This window comes from Deinococcus wulumuqiensis R12, assembly GCF_011067105.1.
In the GTDB taxonomy this organism is placed as follows: domain Bacteria; phylum Deinococcota; class Deinococci; order Deinococcales; family Deinococcaceae; genus Deinococcus; species Deinococcus wulumuqiensis.
Genome location: NZ_CP049357.1, coordinates 1,099,622 through 1,122,659, shown reverse-complemented (window position 1 = coordinate 1,122,659; position 23,038 = coordinate 1,099,622). Strand labels below are relative to the sequence as shown.

The 23,038-nt window shown below is 71.5% G+C and carries 10 protein-coding genes; 5 read left to right on the top strand and 5 right to left on the bottom strand.

The window, feature by feature from the left end:
* Window positions 1-120: 120 nt before the first annotated feature.
* Together G6R31_RS05585 and G6R31_RS05580 are read left to right on the top strand one after the other, a co-directional pair.
* Entirely contained in the window at window positions 121-12,084 is an 11,964-nt protein-coding gene (locus tag G6R31_RS05585) for a translocation/assembly module TamB domain-containing protein (protein WP_152423750.1), read from the top strand.
* Window positions 12,085-12,193: 109 nt separating this feature from the next.
* Window positions 12,194-14,110 carry a S8 family peptidase gene (locus tag G6R31_RS05580; RefSeq protein WP_025567912.1) on the top strand — a complete coding sequence of 639 codons (1,917 nt, stop codon included), beginning with the start codon at window positions 12,194-12,196 and terminating at the stop codon, window positions 14,108-14,110.
* 486 nt (window positions 14,111-14,596) lie between these two features.
* Here G6R31_RS05580 and queG read toward each other — a convergent pair whose 3' ends face one another.
* The 4 genes from queG to G6R31_RS05560 form a co-directional block, all read right to left on the bottom strand.
* Window positions 14,597-15,703 (bottom strand): tRNA epoxyqueuosine(34) reductase QueG, encoded by a 1,107-nt coding sequence (gene queG, locus G6R31_RS05575; RefSeq protein WP_017871981.1) that lies wholly within the window; start codon window positions 15,701-15,703, stop codon window positions 14,597-14,599.
* Window positions 15,700-16,665: an alpha/beta fold hydrolase gene (locus tag G6R31_RS05570; protein ID WP_017871982.1), complete on the bottom strand. Its 966-nt coding sequence runs from the start codon at window positions 16,663-16,665 to the stop codon at window positions 15,700-15,702. Before G6R31_RS05570 ends, queG begins: the two co-directional genes overlap by 4 nt.
* A 12-nt stretch (window positions 16,666-16,677) precedes the next feature.
* Window positions 16,678-17,076, bottom strand: coding sequence for a YbaN family protein (locus G6R31_RS05565; protein ID WP_025568127.1), 399 nt, complete (start codon window positions 17,074-17,076; stop codon window positions 16,678-16,680).
* A 302-nt stretch (window positions 17,077-17,378) separates the two neighbouring features.
* Entirely contained in the window at window positions 17,379-18,377 is a 999-nt protein-coding gene (locus tag G6R31_RS05560) for a ribose-phosphate diphosphokinase (protein ID WP_017871984.1), read from the bottom strand.
* A 620-nt stretch (window positions 18,378-18,997) separates the two neighbouring features.
* Here G6R31_RS05560 and G6R31_RS05555 point away from each other — a divergent pair.
* The 3 genes from G6R31_RS05555 to G6R31_RS05545 all read left to right on the top strand — a co-directional run bounded on the left by G6R31_RS05555 (window position 18,998) and on the right by G6R31_RS05545 (window position 21,603).
* The gene (locus tag G6R31_RS05555) at window positions 18,998-20,218 is read left to right on the top strand and encodes a transposase (RefSeq protein WP_164993966.1); all 1,221 of its coding nucleotides are present in this window, start codon (window positions 18,998-19,000) and stop codon (window positions 20,216-20,218) included.
* Window positions 20,219-20,513: 295 nt separating this feature from the next.
* The gene (locus tag G6R31_RS05550) at window positions 20,514-20,717 is read left to right on the top strand and encodes a helix-turn-helix domain-containing protein (protein ID WP_017871580.1); all 204 of its coding nucleotides are present in this window, start codon (window positions 20,514-20,516) and stop codon (window positions 20,715-20,717) included.
* Between the two features lie 172 nt (window positions 20,718-20,889).
* Window positions 20,890-21,603, top strand: a complete 714-nt coding sequence (locus G6R31_RS05545) for a hypothetical protein (protein ID WP_229659276.1) — start codon at window positions 20,890-20,892, stop codon at window positions 21,601-21,603.
* Window positions 21,604-21,815: 212 nt separating this feature from the next.
* Here the strand turns inward: G6R31_RS05545 and G6R31_RS05540 are convergent, their stop codons facing one another.
* Window positions 21,816-23,021, bottom strand: a complete 1,206-nt coding sequence (locus G6R31_RS05540) for a MalY/PatB family protein (protein ID WP_017871582.1) — start codon at window positions 23,019-23,021, stop codon at window positions 21,816-21,818.
* Window positions 23,022-23,038: the final 17 nt, after the last annotated feature.

Sequence of the window (23,038 nt, the reverse complement as noted above, 5' to 3'; positions counted from 1 at the left end):
GCTCGGGCTGATGGCCCCTTTCGCCTCGTTCCGCCTCTGTCAACGCTGTGTCCTCCTGCGGGGGGGCACAGTTTTCAGCGGTGATGTGAGCGGCGGAGCGGGCGCCAGGGAAGGCCGGGCGTGAGCGGAAAAGGAAAAGGCACCGGCACGGGCCGGGACAGGGGAACGCGGCTCAGGGAGGCGGCAGCTCCATCCCCCCGCCGCGCCCCGCGCTGGCCCTGGTGGGTGCTGGGCGGCGGCCTGCTGCTGGGAGCGGTGGCCTACGCGCCGCTTCTAATCGGCGGTCAGGTGCTTTCGCGCTACGGCGACGACCTCGGCCTGAGTGCCGGGGGCGTGTCGGGGCCGCTGTGGTCGCCCAAACTCTCGCAGGTGGCGTTCAAGCAGCCGGGCGTGCAGGTCACGGCGGGGCAGGCGGGGGTCAACGTCGCCGGGGTGGACTGGCGCACCCGCACCGTGCGGGTCAATGTCGTGGTGGCCGACGCCGAGGTCGCGCTGCGCCTGCGGGACCTGGTGGGCGGGGCGGGGGGCGGAAACGGCGCGTCCGGCGGCTGGCAGGTCGTCCTCGGCTCGGTGGACGTGCGCCGCAGTCGCCTGACGGTGGACGGCGACGGCATCAACGTGCCCGACGCCCGGCTCAGCCTCAGTCCCGGTCCGGACGGCGCGGTGGCGTTCGCGGGCCGCACGCCCGACGGTCAGCTCTCGGGCCAGCTCCGGGTCACGGAGCGCGGCGGTGCCAACGTCTATGCCGTCACCTTCGACGCCGACGCCCGCATCCTGCGCCACTACTGGGGCGGGGTGGAGGCCGGGCGGCTTCAGGGCCGCTACGTCTTCGGGCCTGGGCCGGTCGAGGGCGACGTGAAACTGACCGGCGGCCTGCTGCGGGTGCCGGACGCCGAGTTCGTGACCGTGCGCCAGGTGTCGGGCCGCGCCCTGCACCGGGGCGACGACGTGACCCTCAAGCTCTCGGGGCGGGCCTGGGACGGGCCGGTCACCGCTCGCGGCGGGGCAGACCTGCGGGCCGAGCACTGGACCGTGACCCTGGACGCCGACCCCACGGTGGCGGGTCTGGCCCGCTCGCTGCGCACCACCGGGCAGGGCGACCTCAAGCTGCGGGTCACGGCGGGCGGCTGGAGCACCGTGCGCGTCAAGGGCTACGTCAAGGCGGGCGACGGCGCAGACGGGGCCACCTTCGCCGGGGTGCCGCTGCGCCGGGCGCGGGCCGAGTACACCTTCCTGAACCGCGACGGCGACGCGGCCCCGCAGACCAACGACCTCGCCTTCAGCGCCCTGACGCAGCTCGCCGGAAATCAGGAACTCGGGGGCCGCTGGGCCTTCGGGCGGGCGGGCACGGCGGCCTGGAAGGGGGACTTCGCCGGAAAACCGCTCGACCTCGCGGCGCGGATCAACGCGGCCAACATCGCCAAACTGAGCGGCATGGCCCTGGGCGGGGCGGCCCAGGGGAGCTACGACCTCGGCAGCGGCCAGCTCAGCGCCGTGCTGAATCCCGACTACGGCGCGGCGCGGGCGCGGGTGGTCCTCGGTGGCCGGGCCGACGACCTGCGGGCCGAGGTGACGCAGGGCCGCGCCGGGCCGCTCGGCCTGACCGGAACGGCGCGCCTGAGCAGTGCGGGGCTAAGGGCCGACCTGAACACGGGCGGGGACGGCGCGGGCGAACGCGGCCAGCTTTCCCTGGACCTCGACCCGGCCTTCCGGGGCCGCTGGAAAGCGCGCAACGTGCAGGCGTCCGACCTGTCGCTGGGCGGCCTCACGCTGGGCGGGCAGGGCACGCTGGACCTGACGGAAGGCGACCTCGCGGGCGACCTGACGGCGCGGGTGCCGGGGGTGGATACGCCGCTCAGCGGCCCGGTGAAGCTCAACTATTTGCGCGAGGAGGGCCGCTTCGTGGCGGGCGAGCAGCGCCTGACCTGGGAGGGGGACTCGTTCGGCCTGCGGCTGCGTGACCTGGCCGTGCTCGGCGGCGTGAAGGTGGGCGGCGACGTGTTGCTCACGCCCCCCGGCGCAGCGGGCGACCTGCGGGCCACCGGGCAGCTCACGGCGCGGGGGCAGGGCTACGACCTCGCCGCCGACCTGCGCGGCAACGCTGCGAGCCTGCGGGGAACGGCGGGCGGTGTCACCGTGCTGGCCGACAGCGACCTGAATGCGCCTTACCGCACGACCGCGCGGCTGTCGGGCAGCGACGTGAGCGGAGTGCTGAGCCTGGAGGGGGGCGAGCAGCCCGGCGTCCGCTTCACCCTGCGCACCGCAAACGACGCGGCCAGCGGCGTGCTGCGCGGCCAGAGCTGGGACGCGGCGGGCCGGGTCAATCTGGCGGCGCTGCGGCCCCTGCTGCCCGGCGCAGACCTCGGCGGCACCCTGGACCTGAATCTGCGCGGCCTGGGCGGAGGAGCGCGGGCGAATGCCCGAGTCGGCGGCGCAGACGTGACCGGCACCCTGACCCGGCAGCCGGGGGCACAGGCCGGGGGCGTGGTGGTGGCCGACCTGACGGCGGGGCTGGGGCTGGGCGGCGAGAAGCTCTCGGCCCGGCTGCGGGGCCGGGTGTTTCCCGACGTGCAGGTGGGCGGCGCGGCGAGTTACCTGGGGCAGACCTTGCAGGCGGCGGTCAGCGGGCCGTACGGCAATCTCGGCGCCAGCCTGCGCGGGCGCACCGGGGAACTGTCCTTCGGCGGGGTCACGCTGCCCGCACAGACGGTGGACCTGGGCGGCACCCTCACCCCTGAACTGGCGCTCAGCGGGCGCTGGGGCGACCTGAACGCCTCCTATCACGGCTCTTCGGGGCTGCTGCGGGTCAGCGGGGCGCAAACCCTGTCCGCCTTCGGGCAGACCGGGCGCGTGCAGGGACAGGCGAGCTGGGGACCGGGCGCGGCGGGGGAGCCGTTCCGGGGCGCGGTGGACGCCCGGGGGCAGCTCGACCAGTACGCGGTCACACTGCGCGGCCCCTGGCGCGACCTCAACGTGCTGCTCACCGACGCCGAGGGCCTGCGGGCGAGCGGCACCGCCTCGCTTCCCGCCGGGCGCTACGACCTCGACGTGAGCGGGCCGCTGACCCTGCCCGGCCAGGGCACCCTCATCGTGGACGGGCGCATTCAGGGCACCGGCACCCGGCCACGCGGCACCCTCAGCGTGACCGACCCCCAGGGGGGACAGGGCCGCCTGCGGCTGGACGGCTTCGACGACCTCGACCTCGACCTCGGCGGCCTGACCCTGGCGGGGCAACGCCTCAGCGGGACCCTCAGCGCCCGGGGCGGGGTGCTCGCCGGGCGACTGCGGGCCGGGCCGCTCGACCTCGTGGCGGCGGGGGGACAGGTGCGGGCGGCGGGCACCTTCGGCGGGCAGCGCGTGCAGGCCAGCGCCCGGCTCACCCTGCCCGCCACCCTCAGCGACCTGCGCGTGGTGTCGGACGGGCCTTACTTCAACGCGCAGGCGAGCGGCGATCCCAGCAACCTGCGCGGCTCGCTGACGCTGCGGGCGCAGACCTTCGGAACCGGCGCGGCGCGGCTGAGCGTCCCGGCGCAGACCTTTCCCCTCAGCGCCTCGCTGACCGGGGCGCGGGCGCGGGTGGGCGGCCTGCTGTTTCAGGGCGGGCGCTGGTCGGGCGGGCTGAACGCCGCCTACGCGCTGCAGACCGGCGACCTCCGGCAGCCGGGCCGGGTGCGGCTGGTCGGGCAGGGCGACGTGCTCGCGGCCCTGCCGTCCGGCCCCCTGCGCGGGCGGGTCGGCCTGCTGCCCGACTTTGGCGGCGAGGTGTCCACGTCGCTGGCGCCCTGGCTGGCGGCGCTGCCCCCCGACCTGCGGGCGACCATCCGTCCGGGCGAGCTGGTGGCGCGGGTCACGGAAACTGGGGCCGAGGTGCGGCTGCGGCAGACCCTCTACCAGAACGAGCCGCTCAGTCTGACCGCGCGGGCAAGCTGGCAGGGCGGCCTGCGGGCTTCGGGCTTGCTGTCGCGGCGGGGACTGCGGCTGCCGGTCACGTACGACGGCCAGGACCTGCGGGTGCGCGGGGCGCGGCTGGACGCGCGGCTGCTCTCGCCGCTGCTTCCAGGTGTTTCCGGCGAGGTGGGCCTGGACCTGAGCGTGCCGGGTCTGGACTGGCAGCGGGCCGACGGCGCGGCGCGGGTCAACGTGTGGGCGCAGGGGGAGCAGGTCACGGGCACGCTGGGGCTGCGCGGTGGGGCGCTGAACGGCAACCTTCAGGCCGGGCCACTGCGGGTCACGGCCAGCGGGGGACAGGTGCAGGCGACGGGCGAATTCGCCGGGCATACGGTCAAGGCCAGTGGGCGCGTAACGCTGCCGGGCGACTTCAGCGGCCTGCGCGTCAACGTGTCGGGGCCGTATGTCACCGCCTCGGCACAGGGCGATCTGAAGGCCATGACTGGCACCCTGCGCCTGCGCGAACAGGAGTTCGGCGGCCCCCCGGCCCGCGTCGTTGTTCCGGCCCAGAGCTTTCCCCTGCGACTGCGGCCCGGGGGAGCGAGTGTGACCGCCGGCGGCCTGACCTACGCGGGCGGGCGCTGGTCGGGGGGGCTGGACGCGGCCTACGCGCTGTACACGGGCGAATGGAAACGGGCCGGTCGGGTGCGGCTGGCAGGCGGCGGAAACGTGCTGGCGGCGTTGCCTTCGGGTCCACTCAACGGGCGTGTCGGCCTGCTGCCCACCCTCGGCGGTGAGGTGTCCACCGATATTTCGCCCCTGTTGACCGCGCTGCCAGCCGAGGTGCGCTCGGCCATTCGGCCCGGCGAACTCTTTGCCAAAGTCACGGCGAGCGGGGCAGAGCTGCGTCTGAACCGGACCCTCTACCAGAATGAACCGCTGAATCTGAGCGCCGCCGTGAACTGGCAGGGCCGCGTCCGCGCCTCGGGCCTGCTCTCCCATCCGGCGATTCGGGCACCGCTGAGCTATGACCGCCGGGGCCTGCGGGTGGACGGAGCGCGGCTGACCGGACGCGCACTTTCGCCGCTGCTGCCCGGCGTGACCGGCGCGGCCAGCCTCAGCCTGAACGTTCCCGGCGAGGCGCTGGACTGGGCGCGGGCCAGCGGGCACCTGCGGGCCGACCTGACCGCGCAGGGCCAGCGCGTGGCGGGCGACCTGCGCCTGCGTGGGGGCGACCTCAATGGCGACCTTCAGGCCGGGCCGCTGCGGGTCACGGCGAACCGGGGAGAGGTGCAGGCGACGGGCGAGTTCGCCGGGCACACCCTCAGGGCCAATGGACGCCTGACACTGCCGGGCGACTTCAGCGGCCTGCGCGTCAACGTGGCGGGGCCATATGTCGCCGCCTCGGCGCAGGGCGACCTGAGTGGCCTGCGCGGCACGCTCACCCTGCGGGAGCAGGGCTTCGGCGGTGGCCCCGCCCGGCTGGTCGTGCCCGCGCAGAGCTTTCCCCTGCGGGCCTCGGTCACGGCGGGCCGGGTGCAGGTGTCGGACCTCCGCTACGTGGGCGGGCGCTGGTCGGGGGGCTTGGACGCGGCCTACGCGCTGTATACGGGCGAACTGAAAAGGACGGGCCGGGTCCGGCTGGCGGGCGGCGGAAACGTGCTGGCGGCGCTGCCTTCCGGTCCTCTGAAGGGACGCGTCGGCCTGCTGCCCACCCTCGGCGGCGAGGTGTCCACCAATATTTCGCCCCTGTTGACCGCGCTGCCAGCCGAGGTGCGCTCGGCCATCCGGCCCGGAGAGCTGTTCGCCAAAGTCACGGCGAGCGGGGCAGAGCTGCGTCTGAACCGGACCCTCTATCAGAACGAACCGCTCAACCTCACTGCCGCCGTGAACTGGCAGGGCGGTGTCCGGGCCTCGGGCCTGCTCACGCACCCCGGCACCCGCCTGCCGCTGGAGTACGACGGGCGCGACCTGCGGGTGACGGGCGCGGTGCTCTCGGGCCGGGCGCTGCGGCCCGTGTTGCCGGGCGCGGCGGGGCAGGCGCGGCTGGACCTGACGCTGCCGGGGCTGGACTGGCAGCGGGCCAGCGGCGCGGCGCAGCTCGGCCTCACCGCGCCGGGGCAGCGGGCCGAGGGCCTCGTCACCCTGCGGGCCGGGCAGCTCGTCGCCGACCTCGCCAGCACCCTCGGCGGGCAGGACCTGCGTCTTTCCGGGCCGCTCTACCCGCAGGCCGACGCGGTGCTGACCCTGCGCGGCGTCTCGGGCACCCTGACCGGCGACGCGGCGCGGGCGCTGACGCTGCGGGCGCGGGGCCGTTTTGAGGAGCGCGACCTCGACCTGGTGGTCACCGGCCAGGGGCTGACGGGCGCGGCGGCCCGGGCAGAAGTGCAGGCGACGCTGGACGGTGCGGCCCTCACCGCCTCGCTGCGGCGCGGGGCGGGGGAGGGACTGGCGGCGTGGTCGGCCTCCGGGCAGGTGCAGGTGCCCGACCTCCGTGCCCTGACCGGCGCGGCGGGCCGACTGAACGCGACCTTCCAGGGCACCCTGGCCGACCTGCGCGGGGAGGCGGCGGGGGAGGTGTCGGGCATTCGCTTCACGGCACCGGCCCACTTTTCTGCGGGGGCGCTGCGGGTCAGTGGCCTGCGGGCCACGCTGCCGGCGGGTCAGGGCGGCGGCGCGGTGCAGGCGTCGGGCACCGTGTGGCCTGAGCTGGCCCTCAGCGCCCGCACCCGGCTCACCGACACTCTGCCCGGCGAGTACGCGGCGCAGGTGGGCGGCACCCTCAATCGGCCCGACGTGCAGCTCAGCGGGCGGCTGGACGCGGCGCCCAGTGGCCTGGACGCGGCGGGCACCCGTCTGGACGGCCACCTGCTCGGCCCGGACTGGCGCCTGACCCTCGGCGGCGAGCGGCTGAGCGGCACGCTGCGCGGACAGTTCGGCAGCGGCGCGGCGGGCGGCCTCCTGACCGCCGACCTGCGCCTGAACACCCGTTACCGGGGCGGCGCGGTGGACGTGGGCCTGACCGGGCCGCTGGCCTGGAACGCCCGCCAGGGCTGGAAAGGCAGCGTCCGCGCGGTGGGCGACGTGCCGGGCGGACCGCTGGACGCCATGCTGGACGGACGCGGCCCCCTCGCGCTGGCGGGCACCCTCGGCAGTGGCGAGCGGCAGGCGGCGTTCACGGGCACCCTCCCCGCCGCCCTGCCGCTCAAACCCGGCGGCGAGTTGACCCTTGAGCAGGTGGACGCGGGCGCCTTCTGGAACCGGCCCGGACAACTGCGGGCCAGTGGCCGGGCGACCCTCGGCGGCGCCTCTTGGTCGGGCCTCACGGTGGCCTTTGCCGGGCGACTGGACGACGCGGCGGGCGAACTGTCCGGCGACGTGCAGGCGAGGGTCGGGGGCGCCGGGGCCGAGCTGCGGCTGACCGGGCCGGCGGTGCAGGGCGCGGCCTCGCTGCGTGGCGGGCAGTACGCGGCGACCCTGAAGACGCAGGGCGCCCGCTCCGTCGCGCTGGCGCGGCTGCTCCCGGCCAACCTCGGCCTGAGTGCCCTGAGTTTTGGCGGCACGCTGGACGCGGCGGGCACGCTGGCGGGCGGTCCCGAACGGCTGCGGCTGCGCGGCGCCCGGCTGCGCGGCGAACACGCCCAGGCCGGTCCCTTTTCCCTTTCCGGGTCGGCGGAGTACGACCCGCGCTCGGAGGTGCTCACCGCCGACCTGCGCGGCAGCCTGCGCGGGGGCCACCTGAGTGCGTCCGGGGCGCTGCCGGGCGGCCTGAATGTCACGCTGCGGGACGTGGCGGCGGCGTACCCCGGCGCGGCGTCGTTCGGGCAGGGTACGCTCGGCGGGGCGCTGACGCTGCGCGGCGGTCTGCGTGACCCGCTGGTGGCGGGGCAACTCGGCGGCGTCGTCCGAACCGAGCAGGGCAGCTTCGACACCCGCCTGACCCTGGCCGGACCCCTGCGCCGCCCCGACGTGACCGCCCGCGTGCAGGCGTCCGGGCAGGCGAGCGGCACCCTCTACGCCGAGGCGCGAAACCTCGACCCGGCGCGGCCTGCGGGCGGCAGCGTGCGGGTCTACGGCACCCTCCGCAGCGGCACCGGACCCGGCGCGGCCCGCGTGCAGGCCGACCTGCGCGGGCCGTGGCCCCGGCTCGGCGGCGAGCTGAGTGTCTTTGCGCCCTCGCTTCCCGACGCCCTGACCCTGCGCGGCGACGGTCAGGGAGCCTACGCCCTGAGCGCGGGCAAGCTCGGGCGCGGGCAGCTCACCCTCACGCCGGACGCGGGCGGTGGGCTGGTGCCCCGGCTGGCCGGACGGCTCGACCTCACCCCGCTCGCGCTCGTGGAGGGGGCCGAGGGGGAGGCGAAGGCCGGCGCTGTCCTGGGCGGCACGCTGGCGGCCCCCACCGTGCAGGCCGACCTGACCACCCGCAACGTCCGGGCGAGCGGCGCCGAGGTGCCCGACCTGCGGGGCACGGTCAGCGGCACGCTCAGTCGCCTCGCGTCCCTGAGCGGCACCTTCACGCAGGCGGGAACGGTGGACCCGGTGGCCCGCTGGCAGGGGCAGACGCTCACCCTCAGCGGCCTGAACGTGCGCGTGGCGGGCAGCGCGGTGGCGGCCAGCGGCACGGCGGCCCTCGGGAACGGTGGAAGCGCCGACCTTACCCTGGCGACCAGCGGCGCCCTGACCGGGCAACTGCGGGCGCGGTACGCGGCGGGCACCCTCAGCGCGGCAGGCACCCTGCGTACAGCTGCCCTCGGCGGCGACGCGGTGCAGACGGCGCTGGACGTGCGGCGCTCGGCAGCGTCGGGGTGGAGCGGCAGCGCCCGCGTGACCGGCGGACCCGGCGGCGTGCTGACCGAACCGCTCGACCTGCGCGTGACCGGCGACGCCGCGCACCCCCTGCTGACCGGCGAGGGCGGGCTGCTCGGGGCGCGGGCGCGGGTGGTGGCGAACGTGCGGGGCGTGCAACTGCGGCTGGTGGACGGTCCGGGGGCGACGGCCAACGGCCTCGTCGAACTTCGCCCGGGCGCCCAGGGCGAGTGGACGTGGTCCGGCGCGGCGAGCCTGACCCGTCCCGAACTCGCCTTCAGCGTCACCCCTTCCGGTCCGCTGGCCGACCCGCAGGCGCTGCTCACCCTGCGCCGGGGCGAGTGGCGGGCGAGCGGCACCGCCAGCCTGAGCGCCGCCGACCTGACGGTCAGTGACGGCGAGCGCGAAGGCCGAGTGACCTGGGACGGCGAGCAGGCGCGGGCCGACCTGCCGGGCCTGGACCTGACCCGGCTGGGCGTGGGGGGCGTCAGCGGGCGCGTGACGGCGAGCGGCGAGGTCAGCCGTGACCAGAACGGTGCGGTGCGCTTCGAGGTCACGGGCATGACCGCGCCGCAGGCCCTGCCGCTGCTCGGCCTGACCCCGGCAGGCGACCTGAGCGGCACGCTGACCCTCAGCGGGGGCCGCCCCAGCGTGCAGGCCCTCGCCCGCCTGAACGCCGGGACGCTGAGCCTCGACCTCGCGCAGCGGCCCGGCGAGGGCGGCGCACCGGCCCGCTGGCAGGGGCGACTCGGCGGCACGCTGCGCCGGGGCGACGGGCAGCTCGACCTGGACGTGCGCACGGCGGCCACCGGGCTGAGCGGCGGCGCCGAGCTGCGGGCCTACCCGCTCGACGTGTCGGGACAGACGGTCACGGCGAGCGGCCAGCTGACCCTGGACGGCCAGAGCTTCACGGCGGCCCTGACCGCCGCCAACGGGGTGGGCCGCGCCCGCCTGAGTGCCGAAGGGGGCATCGGGGACGCGCTGCCCGCCGCCGAGAAGCTGCTCGGGGTGTCGCCCACCGGGGAGGGCTACAGCGCCCGCGCTGTTCTCGACGCGGTGGAACTCGGTGACCTGAAGCTGGCCCCCGACCTGTCGGGCAAGGTCTACGGCGAGGCCAACCTCAGCGACGGCGGCGGCACCTTCTTCCTTGCCTCCGACGCCCTTGAGGTCGGTGAGCGGCAGCTTCCCCTGCGCATCGAGGGCAGCCAGGTGGCCGGAAGCTGGCGTCTGCGCGGCTTTCTGGACCGCTCCGACTTCACCGCCGGTCTGAGTGGGGGGGAGGTCTTCGGTCAGGGCACCCTTCAGGCGCTGCCGCTCGGCGCGGTGCTGTCGGCGTTCGCCGGGTCCACGCCGGGCGAGGGGGTCGTGACCGGCGTCGCCCGTTTCCGCTTTCCGCTCGCCGACCCGCTCGCAGGCACGGCCTCGGTGGTGGCCGAGCGCATCCGGGTCAGCGCCCGCCGCACCGAAAACGGGCAGACCGTGACCGAGACGCTGACCGGCAGCGGCAGCCTCGACTACGCCGCCCGCGAGTTGCGCAGCGTCAACGTGCAGCTTGCCGGAGCCGGAACCTGGGACGTGCGCGGGCAGTACACCCGCGACCGGGTGGACGTGAACGCCCGCTTTACCGACACCACCTTTACCCCGGTGCTGCAACTCGTGCCGGGGCTGGCCGACCTCGACCCCAGTCTGCGCGGCACGGTGGTCCTGAGTGCGGCGGGCACCTACGACCGGCCCCGGGGCCTGCTGCGGGCCGAGAACGTGTCCGGGCGCGTGGCCGGACTGACGGTGCAGGTGCCGTCGTTCGCCGGAGACCTGCCCGACAGCGGCGCGTTCACGGCGGGCGGGCGCGTGCTGACCGGCGGCAGCGTGGGCAGCGACGGAAAGCTGGACGTGCGCGGGCAGCTCACCCTGGGAAGGCTCAGCGGCACGGTGGCGACCTTCAGCGGCCTGTTCGCACCCGAGGCGCTCGGCCCGCTGCCGAACACCACCGCCACGCTGCGCCAGCAGAGCGAACGGGAATGGACGCTGGACGCCGTGAGCCGCAGCACCAACCCCGTGACCGGCGCGGGCACCCTGACCCTCGCCGGACAACTCACCCCGCGCTGGGACCTGAACTTGCAGGCCCGCAACTACAACCTGCCGGTGTCGGCCATCTACGCCCGCGAGAGTGCGCTGACCGGCGACTTTCAACTGCGCGACGGCGGCGACTTCGTGCGGGTCAGCGGCGAGGGCGATTTCGCCCGGCTGGTGCTGGGCCGGGTGGACGCGCCCGACACGCTGCCGGAGGCGCCCGGCACACCGGCACAGACCCCCGGGGAGGACTTCGCCAGTCCGCTGCCCGAGGAGTACACCACCTTCCCCAAACCCCAGCCGCCGGGCGGGGACGCCGCGCCGGGCACTGGCCCCGCCACGCCGGGCACTGGCCCCGCCACGCCGCTGCTCGAGCGCTTCCTGTTCGAGGACGTGCGGCTGCGGGCGTCGGGCGGCATTCGGCTCGACGAGAACCTGGCGCGGGCCGAATTCAGCACGCCGGGGCTGGTGGTGTCGGGCACGGCGGCGCGGCCCCAGGTGCGCGGGCAGATCGTCTCGCAGCGCGGCAGCGTGTTCCTGCGCGAAAACGAGTTCGTCATCACCCGGAGTGACGTCACCTTCAGCGGCGCGGGGCTGTACCCCACCTTCACCCTGACGGCGCGCGGCACCGTGCCTTCGCCCACCACCCGGCAGCGGGTGCCGGTGGCGCTGGACGTGACCGGGCGTTTCCGCACCACTGACGGCCTTCAGGGGGTGCTCGACCTCGACACCCGCCTGAGCTGCGCCGAACCCGGCCCGCAGTGCCGTGACCCCGAAACCGGCACCGAGTACGGCCAGGCCGAGCTGTACGCCCTGGTCGCCACCGGGGTGCCGGACCTGAACAACCTGGGCAGCAACCTCGCCGGGCTGGGCAGCAGCGCCCTGCAGACGGCGCTCAACGTCTTTTTCCTCGGCGAACTGGAGCGGACCCTGGCGCGGGGGCTGGGGGTGGACGTGCTGCGCCTGACCCCGGCGCTGGGCACCGACGGCAACGTGAACGCCACCCTCACTGTCGGGTCGTACCTCACCCGCGAGCTGTTCGTGCAGTATCAGGTGGACCTCAGCGGCAACGGCCTGATCGACGCGACCTATTCCACGCCCGATGGCCGCTTCACCTTCCGCGTGAGCACGCCGCTCAACGGCCTCGACCTGCAAAGCGTGCGCCCCAATTTCAACGTCGCCTACAACGTCAACCCGCGCGTGAGTTTCAGCGTGGGCCTGCAAAACACCGCCGGGCGCTCGGCCTCGGCGGGGGTCGCCGCGCAGCCCGAGAGCACCCAGCTCCGGTTCGGCGTGACCTACCGCATCGGGGGCCGCTGAGGCCAGCTTCCTCGGCTCAGACCCCGGACTGACGCTCGCCTGACCCGCCCTCAAGGTGTCCTCATTCACCCTTCAGGGGAAGTCATGCCGGGGCGGGTAGCGTAGGGCCATGCGTAAGTCAAAGAAACTCCTGACCCTGCTCGGCGCGGCCCTGGCCCTGAGCGGCGCGTCGCAGGCGAGTGCCGGTAGCCTCTCTCCCACGCTGCTGCAAAAAGCGCGGGCCGGGGACCAGACGCCCATCGGCGTGATCGTGCGCTTCAACGTCGCTAATACGGCGCAGGGCCGCGCCCTGTTCAAGAACCTGCGCGGGCAGCTCAACAGCCAGATTGCCAAGCTCGGGCCGAGTGCCGGCTTTCTCAAGCAGGCTGTCAACTCGCAGCAGGCCACGCAGCTCTGGCTCGACCAGAGTGTCTACCTGCCCATGACCCCCGTGCAGGCGCGCGCCGTGTCGCAGTTGCCCTTCGTCGCCGCCGTCTTCGAGAACTTCAAGGTGCAGATTCCGCGCGTGGTCGCCATGAGCAACGCGTCGGCGCCCGCCGGCACCCCCACCCACCTCCAGCAGATCGGCGCTCCGGCTGCCTGGGCCGCAGGCTTCAAGGGCCAGAACATTCGCATCGGGCACCTCGACAGCGGGATTGACCCCTCTCACCCGGAACTGGCGGGCAAGGTGGCGGCCTTCCAGGAATTCAACGGTGAGGGGGACCGCGTGAGCAGCCAGCCGCACGACACCACCGACCACGGCACCCACACGGCGGGCCTGCTGGTCGGCTCCAAGGTCGGCGTGGCCCCGAGCGCCAAGGTCATCAGCGCCCTGGTGCTCCCCAACAACGAGGGCACCTTCGCGCAGGTGATCGCCGGGATGCAGTACGTCCTCGACCCCGACAACAACGCCGACACCGACGACGGCGCCGACGTGGTCAACATGAGCCTGGGGATTCCCGGCACCTGGAACGAATTCATCGTCCCGGTCAACAACATGCTCAAGGCGGGCGTGGTTCCGGTCTTCGCCATCGGCAACTTCGGCCCGGCGTCGGGCAGCACCGGCAGCCCCGGCAACCTGCCGCAGGCCATCGGCGTGGGCGCGGTGGACTCGAACGGTCAGGTGGCGTCGTTCAGCAGCCGTGGCCCCGTCGCGTGGCAGGGCGAAATCAGCGGCGTCTTCACCAAGCCCGACATCGCCGCACCCGGCGTCAACATCACCAGCACCGTGCGCAACGGAGGCTACGCGGCCATGAGCGGCTCCTCGCAGGCCAGCCCCATCACGGCGGGCGCGGTGGCGGTCCTGCTGTCCGCCAAGCCCGGCACCAGCGTGGACGGCATCAAGAACGCCCTCTACACCAGTGCCAGCAACGCGGGTGCCAAGAACAATAACGTCGGCTTCGGCCAGATCAGCGTGCCCGCTGCCCTCGGGAAACTCGGGGTGAATGCGGCTCCGGCGCCCAAACCTGCCCCTGCGCCGACCCCCGCACCCACGCCCGCCCCGGCACCCACGCCCGCCCCTGCCCCCAAGCCGACCCCGGCCCCTGCGCCCGCACCGACCCCCACGCCGCCCGCCGCCAAGCCCACCGCTCCTGCCGGGTACGCGCTGTGCGCGGTGGAAGGGGGACGCTGCTCCGGCGCCCGCCAGAAGGAAGTCGCCTTCGGGACCGATGGCCGCTGGATTTTCGGCACCAGCACCGACGACACGTTCGCCTGCACGGTGGCCGAGTGGGGCCAGGACCCCTACCCCAACAAGACCAAGGGCTGCTTTATCAAGTCGAGCACAGCGGCGCCTGCGCCTGCCCCCACGCCTGCTCCGGCACCTGCCCCCACGCCCGCGAAGCCGGTCGCTCCGGCGGGCTACACGCTGTGCGCGGTCCTGGGCGGCACCTGCAAGGACGCCACCAACCGTGAAGCCGCCTTCGGTGGCGCGGGCCGCTATGTCTTCGGCCGCAGCACCGACGCGACCTTCAACTGCACCGTGGCCGAGTGGGGTTCGGACCCGGCCCCCGGCGTGCTCAAGGGCTGCTTCCTGAAAAACCGCTGAATAGTCGCCCGCTGCGTCGCCCGGAGGAGTCTTGCCGGGCGGCGCTTCCCTTTTGCCCTAGAGCATTTGACAAAAGAATGTTTGCCCCGTTTGACCCTCTCCCCTTGCGGGGGAGGGCGTTGCGAAGCAACGGGTGGGGGGCGTCCAGACCAGCTTTTTTTGTCAAATGCTGTAGAGCAGTTCTCCGAATTACGCATGCGCCCTGACAGCACCGCCACCTGCTTCATTCTCTCCTGCGGAGCTGTACCAGTCTGCTTCACAGATTTGCAAGTCGGACAGAAACGCTCCGCTTTTTCTGTCAAATGCCCTAACAACTTGTTCGGCGCCGTGTCATACGGATTCCGCTTAATTCCTGCACAGTCGGGAAAGCGCCGCCTGTGCATCCATATCGCGTAACCCGTATTTTTTCCTACTCGCATCCGCTCTGCTGCGCAGCTTTGCAAGTCGGATTGAATCTGAAACTACCAGATTCAATCGGAATCCGTATCAGCCCGTCCCGGGGTCGGCAAAGGCCCGCGCCGCCGCCTGCACCCGTTCGTCGGGGTCACGTTCCAGCCGGGCAAGTTCGGTCCACTTCTCCCAGCGCGACAAGGCCCAGGCCGCCGCCTCGCGCACCTCCCAGGCGGGGTCCCCGGCGCCCGCGAGCAGCAGCGGCCAGCCCTCGGGGGCGCGGCCATTGCCCAGCACCGTCAGGGCGTTGCGGGCCATTCCCTTACGGCGCGGGCGCAGGAAGGCGGTGCCGGCCCACTCGCGCTCGAAGTGCCGCTCGCTGACGCCGAAAAAGCGGGAGAGGTCCGGGTGCGCCAGTTCGGGCCGTGGCCCAAGCAGCCGGGCAAGTGGTCCCGCCCGGACCGACCAGGGGCATACCGCGCTGCAGATGTCGCAACCGAAGAGCCAGTCGCCCACGCCGGGCCGCAGTTCGACCGGCAGCGGTCCCCGGTGCTCGATGGTCAGGTACGACACGCAGCGCCGCGCGTCTATCGCCCGGTCCGGCCCGATGGCAGCGGTGGGGCAGGCGCCGACGCAGCGGACGCAGCGGCCACAGCGGTCCGGGTGCGGCGCACCGTCACCCAGGTACGGCAGGTCGGTCAGCACAGCGGCCAGCGTGGTAAAAGCCCCCAGTTCGGTGCTCAGCAGCATCCCCGACTTGCCGCGCCAGCCGGGAAAGGCCTGCGCCGCCAGCAGCCGCTCCATCACCGGGCCGTGGTCCACGTAGCCGCGTGCCCGGACGCCCTGAGACGCCGCTTCCTGTTCCAGCCGCGTCAGCAGCGGTTGAAGCTGCTCGTGGTAGTCGGGGGTCCAGGCGTAGCGGGCGACCCGGCCCACCCGCACGCCCCCCGCCGGGCGCTCCGGCAGGGTCATCGCGTGCGACACGCCCAGCATCAGCACGCTGGCGGCGCCGTCCAGCCGTGAGCCGGGGTCGGCGCGGGCGGGCAATTGCCGTTCCAGATAGGTCATGCCCGCGTGCCGCCCCGCCGCCAGCCACCCGGCGTACTCCTGCACCGCCGCCGCCGGAATCTGCGCGGGCGCCCAGCCCACCACGTCCGCGCCGAGGTCGAGCGCGAGCGCCGCGAGCGACTCGGCGGCGTTCACCCTTCACTCCGGGGCAGCGCGGCCAAAGTCGCCCGGGCCACCTCTTCCGGGTGCGTCCAGTGAAGCTGGTGTCCGCCGTCGCTGAAGGTGAGCAGTTCGGCCCCCGGCACCTGCCCACTCAGCGCCTGCGCCTGCTGGGGGTAGGGCGCCAGCCGGTCATGCACGCCGCCCAGCACCGTCACCGGGCAGCGCAGGGACGGGTAAAGCGCACGCAGCGCCCCCAGTTCGCGGCCCAGCGTGCGGTTTTCCCAGGCCAGCGCGTGAACCTGCTCGCGGCGGCGGGAAAAGGCGAGCATCATCTGCTGCCACGCGGCGTGCACCGGCGCCGGGTAAAAGGCGTTGCCGCCCTCAATATGGGCGACCACCCGGCCCAGCGGCAGCAGCAGCACCCGCGTCAGCAGCGTTTCGAGCAGCGGCACCTGCGGCACGTAGGCCAGGGGCCGGGTCAGCCCCCTGGCCGGAAGCGCCAGCGGTGAAATCAGCACCAGCGCCCGCACCCGCTCGGGGCGGCGCAGCGCCAGCGCGAGGGCCACCGCCGCTCCGTAGGAATGGCCGACCACCGTGACCTGTTCCAGCCCCAGCGCGTCGAGCAGTTCCAGGCAGCGTTCCACGTTCTTTTCCACGGTCACCGCTTCGCCGGGCCGCGCCGGGGTGTAGCCGTGTCCGGGCCGGTCCAGGGCAATCAGCCGCGCGTGCGGGGCGAGCTTTTCCCACAGCGGACTCAGCGGCCAGTCGAGCGCCACCCCGTCGCTGCCGTGAATCAGCAGCAGCGGCGGCGCGTCCGGGGAGCCACCCTCAATGACATGCGTGGTCCCCGACGGCAGCCCCCAGACCTCACCGCGCGGCGGGTAGAGCTGCCGGTGCCGGTCGCGCCGCGCCCAGGTCAGCCCCGCGGCCAGGGCGAGCGCCGCCAGCAGCCCCCAGCGCCGGTTGGGGCGTTTCCTTTTGCCTTCTTTTTCCACGTCTCGCTCGGCTCACTCCCGCTTGGTGGGCACCCGCAGGGTGATGTACCACAGGCCGAACAGCGCGACCAGTCCCCACGCCACCTGCCCGGCCAGCACCGTAATCCGGGTCAGGCTAAAACTCACCGCCACCACGATGCACGCGCACGCGATCCACTTGGCGCGCAGCGGCATGCCTTTGCCCTCGCGGTAGTCCTGCACCATCTGGCCCACGACCGGGCGCGACAGCAGCCACGTTTCCCAGCGCGGGTCGCCCTTGGCGAAGGCAGCGGCGGCCAGCACGAAAAACACCGTGCCGGGGAGTCCAGGCAAAATCAGCCCCAGAAACCCCAGCCCGGTCAGGACGAAGCCCACCGCCACCCACAGCGGGTTGGTGCGGTGGGGCTGGGCGCGTTGGGGAGGCGGCGTCATGTCGCGCAGCATAGTTCAGGCAGGCGGGCAGACAAAGGGCAAAAGCCTACGAACAGAGTCTACAAAGAGGCCGCCGAAAACGGGAAGCAGGCCCCCGGCTGGACCCGCTTCCCGCTGACTTCCCAGGTCGTCTCATACGGATTCCGCTTCATTCCTGCACAGTCGGGCCTATACAGTTGGGAAGGCGCCGCCTGTGCATCCATATCGCGGAATCCGTATTTTTTCCTACTCGCATCCGCTCTGCTGCGCAGCTTTGCAAGTCGGATTGAATCTGGGAGTTTCAGATTCAATCGGAATCCGTCTCAGGTAAACAGCGTGCTGACCGAAGCGCCGGTGTGGATGTTGGCAATCGCGCTGGCAAAGAGCGGCGCCACGTCCAGCACCGCGAGCTTGCCGCCCGCGCCGTCCACCTTGCTCTGCGGCACGTGCACGGTGTTGCAGCTTGCCACCTGCGTCACGTCCAGCGCGGCGATACGCTCGATGGCCGGGCCGGAGTACACCCCGTGGGTGACGGCCACGTACACGTCCTTGGCGCCCATGCTGCGGGCGATGTTCACGGTTTCCACCAGCGACCCGGCGGTGCTGATTTCGTCGTCCACGATAAACACGGTCTTGCCGTTCACGTCACCGATCAGGGCGCGGGGGCGCACCTCGGTGTCCGAGAGCCGCTCCTTGTCGATCATGGCCAGGCCCGAATCCAGGCGGCGGGCAATCTGCGAGGCCCGCTTGATGCTGCCCGCGTCGGGGGCGAGGACCACGCCGTTGTGGGCGTCGGGCACGCATTTCTTGAAGTGCTGGCTGAGCACCACGTCCGCCGAAAGGTGGTCCACCGGCACCTTGAAAAAGCCGTGGACCTGCGGCGCGTGCAGCGTCATGGTGAGCACGCGGTCGGCCCCGGCTTCCTGAAGCAGGTCGGCCACCAGCCGCCCGGCGATGGAGATGCGCGGGCTGTCCTTCTTGTCGCTGCGGGCGTAGGAGTAGTACGGAATCACGGCGGTCACGCGTCCGGCGCTGGCCGACTTGGCCGCGTCGATCATCAGCATCAGTTCCATGATCGCGTCGCTCACCGGGGTGGAAAACGACTGGACGATAAACACGTCCCCCTCACGCAGCGACTCCTCGTAATGCACGATCAGGTTGTCGTTGGTGAACTTCTCGGTGCGGCTGCGCCCGAGCGGCACCCCCAGACTGTCGCAGATGGCCTGCGCCAGCGGGCGGTTGCTCTGGCCGGAAAACACCAGCAGCGGCGAGCGGCGGGAAGTCATGAAGCTCTCGGGGGTCGTGGACGTGGGCAGGGACAAGGCGGGATTCCTCCGGGATGAGGGGGGGGTGACGAAACTGAAACTGACCCGAACGCGGCGAAGCTCAGGGAGCGGCGGGCAGCAAAACTGGCAGCAAAAAGAGCAGGCGGCTCTCAGGCCCCGCTGCTGCTGATATTGCGGCCCCAGCATACTCCGCTCCCCGGCCTGCGCCGCCGCGTACCGCCGGGGGGACAAGGAAGGGCGCGGGCGCCGCAGTCCGTCAACGCTGGACGGGCCTGGAAGCGGTGCAAAGGCGCAGGTCCGGGGTGCGCCCGCTCTCCTTATTGAGAACGCGGTATGGCCGTGTCACCTGCTAAGAAGCCACATTCCCTTTGCCATGAGCTATAGGCCATGAGCCATGAAGAGGCTGTTCAGAGCTTATGGCCCAGAGCTCATACGGATTCCGCTTAATTCCTGCACAGTCGGGAAAGCGCCGCCTGTGCATCCATATCGCGAAATCCGTATCTTTTCCTACTCCTTTCAGTCGGATTGAATCCAGAAATCTGCTGGATTCAATCGGAATCCGTATGAGCAATGGTGCGGACAGTTTCGAGGGGATAGAGGGGAGGTCTCCGGTACGGTGAGGTTGAAATGACTTCATGCACAGGAGACCTGCTTCGATGTTACTGATTCTGCTGACCCTTTTGGCGCTGCCCGCCCATCAACATCGTTTTTTTGCTGCACTCATTCCGCTTTGGCAAGCCATTCCCGGTCGGATCAACGCCAGGAATTTCAGCCGCTATAGCGGCTGGAACGAACGGACGCTCCGCCGCTGGTTTCAGAAGACCTTGCCGTGGGCGGAGCTGCACTGGGGCCTGCTGCAACTCCTGGTGCGACTGGGCGTGTTGGAAGGGCGCTTCATCTTGGCACTGGATGCCAGCTTCGTTCCCAAGTCGGGCAAGCACACCGCAGGGTTGGGGGCCTTCTGGAACGGTGCATCGCACCGTTCCGAAACCGGCTTGGAGCTGTCGTGTCTGGCGCTGCTGAGCTGGTCGGGCCATCATGCCTTCCCTGTCCATGTGCAACAAACTCAACCACGTGGACAAAAGGCTGACCGCCTCGAACAGTACCTGGATCAACTGGTGTCTTTCCTCAAGCAGCGCCGCGCCTGGTTAGCTCAGCATCTCCGGGTGGTGGTCGCCGATGGTCAGTACGCCAAGACGATGTTCATGGACGCCGTGAGTCGCGAAGGCTACGCCTTCGTGACCAAAATGCAGTGCAACGCCAACCTGCTTTACCCCTTTACCGGCGCACATCCCAAGCGGCGAGGAGGCCGACAGAAATGGGCTGGAAAGGTTGATTTCATCCACTTCGATGGGTGGGCCAGTGTGCCTGGTGAGGACCGAGAACGGGTGTGGACGCGCGTCGTGTGGGCCCCCCACTATACGCGGTTCCTCCGAGTTGTGGTCATCCAAAATTTGGACCGACGCGGCAAGGTGAAGGGGCATGTGGTGCTCTGTAGCACGGACCCGACTCTGCCAGCGGAGCAGATTCGGGCGCTCTACAGCGCCCGGTTCAGGCTGGAATTCGTGTTCCGGGATGCCAAGCAGTTCGCGGGGTTGAACACGTGTCAGCTTCGCCGCACCATCGCGTTGGAAAACCACTGGAATGCCGCCTTCTTTGCGCTGAGTCTGGGACGGGCAGAGGTCTTGCTCGAAGAGGCAGGACGCCTGCAGCGTCCTGCCTCCCGGATGGTGTTCTCCTATGAAGACATCAAAAGGCGGGCCTACAACCAGCTTTTTGCCCGCCGAATTCTTCGCAATCTCGGTCTTGAGGCGCGATTTCACGAGTTGGAAAAACATCCGACTAGGCCGCTTGAACTCGGCGTCAAAGCCGCCTAAAACTGTCCGCACCATTGATGAGACCAACTTTGCACGTTATCAATAGATTTGTTCAGGGTGGGGTGACCTGTTCCTGACAGGCGACATGGTAACCTCCGGGCAAGTTGAAACGTTCGCCTGTCTCTTTTGCTGTCGGTCGTCCCGGGTGGGGTGCTGTTCTGCCCGCCGGGCCGGGCCGGGTGCCGGGCGAGCGCGAAAACGACATTGACTTATTTCTGTGTGGGGCTGCCGTCTGGTGGCCCCACGCGCGTTTTGAGCGGGTGGCCTGGCCCCCGTTCGGAAAGGAGACCCGGTCATGACCCTAGCCAGTCAGTTCGACAACCTGCCCAAGCTCCTCAAGGTCAGTGAGGTAGCCGACTTTACCGGCACCCACGAGCGCACCGTGCGCCGCTGGATCAAGGATGGCCGTCTGGGCGCCGTCGAGCATCCCAGTGGGCTGCGTGTGCCCCGGCGCTCGCTGTGGCGCTTTCTCGGCCTGGATTTTGCACTGAGCGCCTGATACGGATTCCGCTTAATTCCTGCACAGTCGGGAAAGCGCCGCCTGTGCATCCATATCGCAGAATCCGTATTTTTTCCTACTCGCATCCGCTCGGATTGAATCTGAAACTACCAGATTCAATCGGAATCCGTATGAGACTGCCCCCACCGCCGCGCCCGCTATGCTGCGGCGCGTGCCTGACCTGACTGCCCTGGAACTGCTGCTGCGCGCAGCGCACAGGCCCGCTGTCCAGGACGTGCAGCGGCTGTGGCAGGCCCTGCCCCCTGACGAACAGGAAGTGGCGGCGGCCCGCGCCCTTAGCCTGGGGCACCCCCGCCTCGCGCTGGCCTGGAGCGAGTCGCCCTGGATTCACGCCCCGGCATGGCTGCGGCTGGGAGAGGCGAAAGCGGCGCGGGCGGCCCTGGTGACCCTGCCCGATTCGGCCCGCCGCGCGGTGTTGTGGGCACGGGCAGGGGCGCAACTCGGAGAGGCCCAGGCGCTCATGCTGGCGCAGGCGGCCCGGTCCCAGGCGAGGCGCGAGGGAGACGCCGCTGCCCTGATTGCCGCCGCGGCGCTGCTGGGCGAACTCGAACAGGCCCAGGGCGCCCCCCGGCAGGCGCTGAGGTCACTGGCCGAGGGGCTGAAGGTGGCCGAGCTGACCGGCGAAAGTGCCGACCCCCACCTGCTCGCGGTGCTGGCGCACGTGCAGGCGGGGGTCGGCTCCGCCGCCAAAGCGCGGCAAACGGCGCAGCGGGCGCTGGAGCGCTCCGGCCCCCGCGGTCCGGCGCGGGTGCTCGCCCTGTTCGCGCTGGGACGAGGCGACGAGGCCCGGCAGGAAGCGCAGGCGGGAGAACTGGCCCCGGTGTGGTGGACCTTCGTGGGCAGCGTGGACCGGCAGGAAGGCTAAACAAACAGGCCGGGAGGCCGGAACTTTAGAGCATTTGACAGAAAAAGCGCAGCGTTTCTGTCCGACTTGTAAAGCTGCGAAGCAGAGCGGAGCGAGTGAATTTTAATGAGCAGAACGGACTTGCAAAGCTGCGCAGCAGGGAATGGAGCGGGTGGCGGTGCTGTCAGGGCGCACGCGTAATTCGGAGAACTGCTCTAGGTGCCTCCCGGCTCCTACCCGCGCCGGGTCTCCAGCGCCCGCGCCAGGCGTTCGAGCGCCTCGGTCAGCAGGGCGCGGCTGGTGGCGAAGTTGAGGCGAACGAAGCCCTGGTACTCCGCGCCTTGCTGGTCAGGGGCGAAGGTGGGGCCGTTGTGGACGGCGACCCGCGCCTCTTCCAGCAGAAAGTCCTGAATCCGCCCGGCCTCGGGGTGCCCGCGCAGGTCCAGCCACGCGAGGTAGGTGGCCTCGGGAACAGTCAAGCGGACCCAGGGCAGGCGCTCCCGCAGGAAACTGACCAGAAAGTCGCGGTTGCCGCGCAGGTACTCCACCGCACCACTGAGCCAGGGTTGGCCTTCTTCCAGCGCTGCTCGCCACATCACGAAGCTCAGGGCGGAAGGGTGCCCGCCCAGGCCCGTGACCCGGCGCCGGACCTGAGCCAGCAGCTCGGGGTCGTGCGTGAACATCACGCCGATGCCCAGGCCCGCCGTATTGAACGCCTTGCACGGTCCGGTGACGGTCAGGGTCCGGTCACGCACGCGCGGGTCGGCGGCGAAGGACTCGAACGGGCCGCCGGTAAAGCTCAGGTCGGCGTGCAGCTCGTCCGAGATGACCCGGAGGTCGTGGGCGAGCACCAGGTCACGCAGCCGCCGCAGCTCCTCGGCGTCCCAGACGCGTCCGCAGGGGTTATGGGGGTGGCAGAGCATCAGCAGCTTCGCGCCCTGTGCGGCCTGTTCCAGGGCGTCCCAGTCGATTTCCCAGCGGGCCTCGCCCTCGCGCAGCCGCGCGGCGGCCACCTCGCGCCCGAGTTCCTGAATGGCGAGGTGAAAGGGGTGGTAGATGGGCGTCATCGTGACCACCCGGTCGCCGGGGTCGGTCAGGCCGTGAATCCCGGCGTACAGGGCCGGCACCACGCTGGGCGTGAAATGAATGCCGTCAGCGGGGACTTCATCCAGGCCCTGTCCCTTCCACTTGGCCTGAAGTCCGGTGATCAGACGGGTGTCGGTGGTGGGGTACCCCAGGGGATGGGTCAGGCGGTCTTCCAGCGCCCGCAGAATCGGCGGCGCCACCGGAAAATCCATGTCGGCAATCCACATGGGAATCACGCCCTCGCCGTACTGCTGCCACTTGACGGACTCGGGGTGCGCGAGCGACTGCGCGTCCAGGGCACCGAAAAACTCGTCGGAAAGGTCGTCGGGAGAGGTGCCGTGAGGAAGCGACATGCGGCGATCATAGCCCC